Raw genomic sequence first — 6881 nt, 5'->3', positions numbered from 1 at the left:
AATCCGCGTCCGGCAGCGCCGCCGCCGGCCGTCGTGCATCCGCCGCCGGCCGCCGTCATGCGTCCGCCTCCCGCGCCGGGCGGTGAGGGCCGCTCGATGCCGGTACCGGTGCACCCGGGCGGCGGTGGGGGGGGCGGCGGTGGTTATGGTGGTGCGCGGCCGCAAGGTGGCGGGAACGGCGGCGGAAGCCACGGTGGTGGCGGAGGAGGCGGCGGTCCGGAAGAATTCCGTCACTGACGATGTCGATGCATTCGGTCGGCCAGGACGAAAAAAAGCCGCTCCGGAGAGCGGCTTCTCGCTTGGGCGAGCGAGCGGTCGGACGGCCCGCGGCCCGACCGGCTACGTGTTACAAGCAGCCGGCCGTGCTGGCGACTACCCCAGTCAGTCGTCGAGCAGCGACAGGTCGCGCACGGCACCCTTGTCGGCGGACATGACCAGCTTCGCGTAGGCCTTCAGCGCAGCGGACACCTTGCGCGGACGCGGCTGCGCCGGCTTCCAGCCCTTTGCGTTCTGCTCTTCGCGGCGGCGCGCCAGTTCCTCGTCCGACACCAGCACGTCGATCGTGCGGTTCGGGATGTCGATACGGATCTTGTCGCCGTCGCGCACGAGGCCGATCGCGCCGCCCGCTGCCGCTTCCGGCGAGCAATGGCCGATCGACAGGCCCGACGTGCCGCCCGAGAAGCGGCCGTCCGTCAGCAGCGCGCATGCCTTGCCGAGGCCCTTCGACTTGATGTAGCTGGTCGGGTATAGCATTTCCTGCATGCCGGGGCCGCCCTTCGGGCCTTCGTAGCGCACGATCACCACGTCGCCGGCCTTGACCTTGTCGTTCAGGATGTTGTCGACTGCCTCATCCTGCGATTCGGTCACGTGCGCCGTGCCTTCGAACACGAGGATGCTCTCGTCGACGCCGGCTGTCTTCACCACGCAGCCGTCGACCGCGATGTTGCCCGTCAGCACCGCGAGGCCGCCTTCCTTCGAGAACGCATGCTCGTACGAGCGGATGCAGCCTTCGGCGCGATCGAGGTCGAGGCTCGGCCAGCGCGTGTTCTGGCTGAACGCGACCTGCGTCGGGATACCGGCCGGGCCGGCCTGGTAGAACGTGCGGACCGCGTCGTCCTGCGTGCGGACGATGTCCCACTGGTCGAGGGCGTCCTTCAGCGACGGCGCGTGCACGGTCGGCACGTCGGTGTGCAGCTTGCCGGCGCGGTCGAGTTCGCCGAGGATCGCCATGATGCCGCCTGCGCGGTGCACGTCCTCGATGTGGTACTTGTTCGTGTTCGGCGCGACCTTGCACAGCTGCGGCACGACGCGCGACAGGCGGTCGATGTCCTTCATCGTGAAGTCGATGCCGGCTTCCTGCGCGATCGCCAGCAGGTGCAGGATCGTGTTGGTCGAACCGCCCATCGCGATGTCGAGCGTCATCGCGTTCTCGAATGCCTTGAAGCCCACCGAGCGCGGCAGCACGCGTTCGTCGTCCTGCTCGTAGTGCTGGCGGGTGAGTTCGACGATGCGACGGCCGGCGCGCTTGAACAGTTGCTCGCGATCGGCGTGCGTGGCCACCACCGTGCCGTTGCCGGGCAGCGACAGGCCGAGCGCTTCGGTCAGGCAGTTCATCGAGTTCGCGGTGAACATGCCCGAGCACGAGCCGCAGGTCGGGCAGGCCGAGCGTTCGACTTCGGCGACTTCGGCGTCGGAATACGACGGGTCGACCGCGATCACCATCGCGTCGACGAGGTCGAGCTTCTTCACCTCGATGGCCTTGGTGACCGGGTTCGCGAGACGCGTCTTGCCCGCTTCCATCGGGCCGCCCGACACGAAGATCACCGGGATGTTGAGGCGCATCGCGGCCATCAGCATCCCCGGCGTGATCTTGTCGCAGTTCGAGATGCAGACCATCGCGTCCGCGCAGTGCGCGTTCACCATGTATTCGACCGAGTCGGCGATGATGTCGCGGCTCGGCAGCGAATACAGCATGCCGTCGTGGCCCATCGCGATGCCGTCGTCGACCGCGATCGTGTTGAATTCCTTCGCGACGCCGCCGGCAGCCTCGATCTCGCGCGCGACGAGCTGGCCGAGATCCTTCAGGTGCACGTGCCCCGGCACGAACTGGGTGAACGAGTTGACGACCGCGATGATCGGCTTCGAGAAATCGTCGTCTTTCATGCCGGTGGCACGCCAGAGCGAGCGCGCACCTGCCATGTTGCGGCCAGCGGTGGAAGTTTTGGAACGGTAAGTGGGCATGATCGTTGCTGAAGAAATATCGCGGGAAAAGGGTGGAGGCACGGGAATAAAGGCCTCTCTCGCGCCCGTGCGAACAACCTCTTGAGCTGCGCCCTGGGCAAACTCGGCGATTATCCCACAGCCGCCGGGCCCGCGGCGCCGGCGGGAGCGGGCGAGCGGCGCGGGTGGGGCGCGGCGGGCAGCGCGTAGGCGCACAAAGCGAACAATGCGTGGCGCGAAGACGCAATGGCGGGAACACGCGAAGCCGGAAGCCGGCCATCGCCAGCGGAGCCCGGCGGCGGCTTCATCGCCCGTCTTGCCGACGATGAAGCCGCACCGCTCGATCGCGCGTCAATCGAGCAGCGTCAGGATCTCGTCGTACAGCGCCTTCGGAATCCGCACGCCGTGCGCGATGCTGCGCGCGCGGGCGTCGAAGCGGCGTTGCGACGGCAGCCGCGCACCCTGCGCGACGATCGATTCGAACATCCGTTCGCCGCGCGCGAGCCCCGTGTCGAGATCGTCGCCGAGGAACACCTTCGGGTCGAACGCGATCACGAGCTCGCCATGGCACGGCGTCGCGCCGACGCCTTCGTCGAAGTCCATCGACTCGCGGCTCGTCATGTCGCCGATCAGCGCGCCGCCGAGCAATTCGACCATCGCCGCGAGCGCCGAACCCTTGTGACCGCCGAACGTGCGCATCGCGCCCTGCAGCGCGGCTTTCGGGTCGGTGGTCGGCCGGCCGTCGGCATCGATTGCCCATTCCGGCGGGATCGCCTTGCCTTGCTTCGCATGCAGCTCGATGTCGCCGCGCGCGATCGCGCTCGTCGCGAAATCGAACACGAACGGCACGCCGCCCGGGCGCGGCCACGCGAACGCGATCGGGTTGGTGCCGAACACCGGCTCCTTGCCGCCTTCCGGCGCGACCCAGCTATGGCTCGGGTTCATCGCGATGCCGACGAGCCCCTCGGCCGCGATGGCCTCGACTTCCGGCCACAGCGCGGAGAAGTGGTAGCAGTGGTTGATCGTCATCGCGGCGATGCCGTGCTGCTTCGCCATCTCGACGAGCACCGGCAGGCCGGTCTCGAAGCTCAGCAGCGAAAAGCCGCGATGCGCGTCGACCGAGACGATCGACGACGACAGCCGGCGCAGCGTCGGCACGGCTTGCGGATCGACCTTGCCCTTTTTCAGCGAACGCACGCAGACGAGCAGCCGGTACACGCCGTGCGAATGGCATTCGTCGCGCTGGCCCTGCGTGATCACGTTGGCGATGGCACGCGCATGCGCGTCGGACATGCCGTTGTGCGTCAGCACGCGCAGCGCGAGCGCGTGGACTTCATCGAGCGACAGGACGACTTCGCCGGTGGATGCGGTCATCTCACGCCTCCCGCGGCGCGGGCACGCCGTCGATACGTTGCGGCACGTTCAGCGGATTGCCGCTGCGGATCGCGTCCGGCAGCAGCGCGTCCGGCAGGTCCTGATACGACACGGGGCGCAGGAAGCGCTCGATCGCGCGCGCGCCGACGGACGTCGTACGCGTGTCGGACGTGGCCGGGAACGGACCGCCGTGCACCATCGCATGGCCGACCTCGACACCCGTGCCGAAGCCGTTGACGAGAATGCGGCCGGCCTTGCGCTCGAGCAGCGGGCGCAGCGCGGCGAACAGCGGCGCGTCGCCGTCGGCGAGGTGCGCGGCGATCGTCAACTGGCCTTCGAGCGACTTCAGCACGCGATGCAGCGTGTCGGCGTCCGGGCAACGCACGATCAGCGAAGCGGGGCCGAACACCTCGTCGCGCAATTCGGGATGCGCGATGAAAGCGTCGGCCGAGGTCGCGAGCAGCGCCGCGCGGGCCTGCAGGCGATTGCCTTCGGCGCCTTGTGCGAGCAGCTCGACGGCAGCGTGATCGCGAAGCGCCGCGACGCCCTGTTCGTAGCTGGCGCGGATGTGCGGCGTCAGCATCGTTTGCGCGGGCGCGGCACGCACTGCAGCGGCGGCCGATTCCTCGAACGCGCGCAGCGCGGGCCCGTCGACGGCGAGCACGAGGCCCGGGTTCGTGCAGAACTGGCCGGCGCCGAGCGTGAGCGACGCGACGAACTGCGGCGCAATCGCATCGTGGCGGGCGTCGAGCGCGGCGGGAAACAGCAGCACGGGATTGATCGAGCTCATTTCCGCATAGACGGGAATCGGCTCGGGGCGGGCGGCCGCGATGTGCATCAGCGCGACGCCGCCGCGGCGCGAGCCGGTGAAGCCGACGGCCTTGATGCGCGGATCGGCGACGAGCGCCTGGCCGATTTCGCGTGATGCGTCGAACAGCAGCGAGAACACGCCGGCCGGCATCCCGCATTCACGCGCGGCCTGCTGGATCGCGCGGCCGACGAGTTCCGACGTGCCCGGATGTGCCGAATGCGCCTTGACGATCACCGGGCAGCCGGCCGCGAGTGCCGACGCGGTATCGCCGCCGGCGACCGAGAACGCGAGCGGGAAGTTCGACGCGCCGAACACGGCGACGGGCCCGACCGCGACGTTGCGCAGGCGCAGGTCGACGCGCGCCTGCGGCTTGCGCTCGGGGCGCGCCGGATCGATTCGCGCGTCGAGAAAACCGCCGTCGCGCACGAGCGACGCGAACAGTGCGAGCTGGCCGACCGTGCGGCCGCGCTCGCCTTCGATGCGCGCACGCGGCAGGCCCGTTTCGATGACGCAGCGCTCGATCAGAGCGTCGCCGAGCGCCATGATGTGGCGGCCGATCGCGTCGAGAAACGCGGCGCGGGCGTCGAGCGACGTTTCGCGATAGGTGTCGAAGGCGTCATCGGCGAGCGCGCAGGCCGTCTCCAGGTCGTGCAGGCTCGCACCGCCGAAGGCAGGTTCGAGCCGTTCGCCGGTTGCGGCGGCGATCGCGTGGAGGGTGCCGTTCTGTCCGGCGACGGCGGACTGGCCGATCAGGAGCTGACCTGTGAGTTGCATGGTTTTCCTCGGAAAAAGCAGGGGCCGGGCGTGGAGCGCCCGGCCGAAGGGATCATGGGAAAGGGAACGAGTGCGTCAGTCCTCGTCGTCGTCGAGTTGCAGCTTGTCGGCGCGCACGCCGGTGTTCGCCCCCCAGTAGTAGATGACGAGCGCGACGGCCGCGACGACGACCGTGTCGTACGGATGCGCAAGCTGCCCTGTGCCGCCGAAGCCGCCGAGATACGACAGCACGATCATCGCGGCATAGAACGCGATCAGCCATGCGGACGAACGCACTTGCTCGGCGAGGCTCAGGTGCGCGGTCGGCACCCAGCGGCGGCACGCGAGATAGATCACGAACATCACGATCTGCAGGCCGAGCAGCCAGGACACCGTGCTCCAGCCCGACCAGTAGACGATCAGCGCGGCGATCACGAACGACGCCGGGCCGGTGATGCCGAACGCGCTGGCGCGGAACGGCCGCGGCAGGTCGGGTGCGGTGCGGCGGAGGGCGGCGACCGATACGGGGGCGACCGCATAGCTCAGCACCAGCGCGGCCGACACGATGTTGATCAGCGCTTCCCACGACGGGAACGGCAGGGTCCAGAAGATCGCGAGGCCGAACGTGAGCCACAGGCCCGCGCGCGGGATGCCCGACGCTTCGTCGACGCGCGTGAACACCTTGAAGAACGTGCCCGTCTTCGCCCAGCCGTAGACGACGCGCGGCGTTGCGTTCATGTAGATGTTGCCGCAGCCGCTCGGCGAGATCATCGCATCGGCGACGACCATCACCGCGAGCCAGCCGACGCCGAGCGCCAGCGCGATGTCGCGGTACGGCAGCGAGAACGCCTTGCTCACGTCGTGCCAGCCGGCGGCGAGCATGTCGGTGGGGATGCTGCCGATGAACGCGAGCTGCAGCAGCACGTAGATCAGCGTCGACAGCAGGATCGACAGGATCAGCGCGATCGGGATCGTGCGCTGCGGATTGCGCACCTCGCTCGCGACCGACACGATCGGCGTGAGCCCGAGGTACGCGAAGATGATGCCGCCCGCGGACACGGCCATCTCGATGCCCGGCATGCCGAACGGCGCGAAGCCCTGGATCGTCAGGTTCGCGGGCTTGAAGAACGTGAACAGTACCGCGATGACGGCCAGCGGCACGATGAACTTGAAGATGCTGATGATGTTGTTCGCCTTCGCGAACGTCTTCACGCTCGAATAGTTCAGGTAAAAGAAGAAGCACAGCAGCGCGGCCTGCACGAGCCAGCCGAGCGTGGTCGGGTCGCTCGATCCAGCGACGGTCAGGCCCGGAAACCACGCAGCCGCATACTGGCGCGCGGCGACGACTTCGATCGCGATCAGGCTCGAGAAGGCGATCAGCGTGATGAAGCCCATCAGGTAGCCGAGCAGCGGGCCGTGCGAGAACACCGGGTAGCGCACCACGCCGCCCGCGCGCGGCAGCGCGGCGCCGAGTTCGCAGTAGACGATGCCGAGCAGCAGCACCGCGAAGCCGCCGAGCAGCCACGAGAAGATGCCGGCCGGGCCCGCGATCGTCGACACGTGACTCGCGGCGAACAGCCACCCCGAACCGAAAATGGCGCCGAGACCGATGAACGTGAGATCGGTCAGCGACAGCTGTTTCTTGAACTTGCCGTGACCCGCGTCGGGGTGCGCGGAACGGGAAAGCGGGACAGACGGGTGAGCGTTGCCTTGGCCTGGCATG

At 68.6% G+C, this 6881-nt stretch carries 4 protein-coding genes; all 4 read right to left on the bottom strand.

Annotated features, from left to right (window positions below):
- Positions 1–381: 381 nt before the first annotated feature.
- Positions 382–2241, bottom strand: a complete 1860-nt coding sequence (ilvD, locus tag F3J15_RS08865; protein ID WP_069251334.1) for a dihydroxy-acid dehydratase — start codon at positions 2239–2241, stop codon at positions 382–384.
- 330 nt (positions 2242–2571) lie between these two features.
- Positions 2572–3594 (bottom strand): Ldh family oxidoreductase, encoded by a 1023-nt coding sequence (locus F3J15_RS08860; protein ID WP_089486014.1) that lies wholly within the window; start codon positions 3592–3594, stop codon positions 2572–2574.
- Position 3595: 1 nt separating this feature from the next.
- Complete coding sequence (locus F3J15_RS08855; protein ID WP_166889835.1) at positions 3596–5179, bottom strand: aldehyde dehydrogenase (NADP(+)); 1584 nt, start codon at positions 5177–5179, stop codon at positions 3596–3598.
- 75 nt (positions 5180–5254) lie between these two features.
- Positions 5255–6880 (bottom strand): APC family permease, encoded by a 1626-nt coding sequence (locus F3J15_RS08850; protein WP_089447482.1) that lies wholly within the window; start codon positions 6878–6880, stop codon positions 5255–5257.
- Position 6881 lies beyond the last annotated feature (1 nt).

Origin of the sequence: Burkholderia sp. Ap-955, from assembly GCF_011753045.1 — a bacterium.
In the GTDB taxonomy this organism is placed as follows: domain Bacteria; phylum Pseudomonadota; class Gammaproteobacteria; order Burkholderiales; family Burkholderiaceae; genus Burkholderia; species Burkholderia lata_D.
The sequence above is the reverse complement of the archived record's forward strand: the minus strand, read 5'-3'. Positions and strand labels throughout refer to the sequence as shown.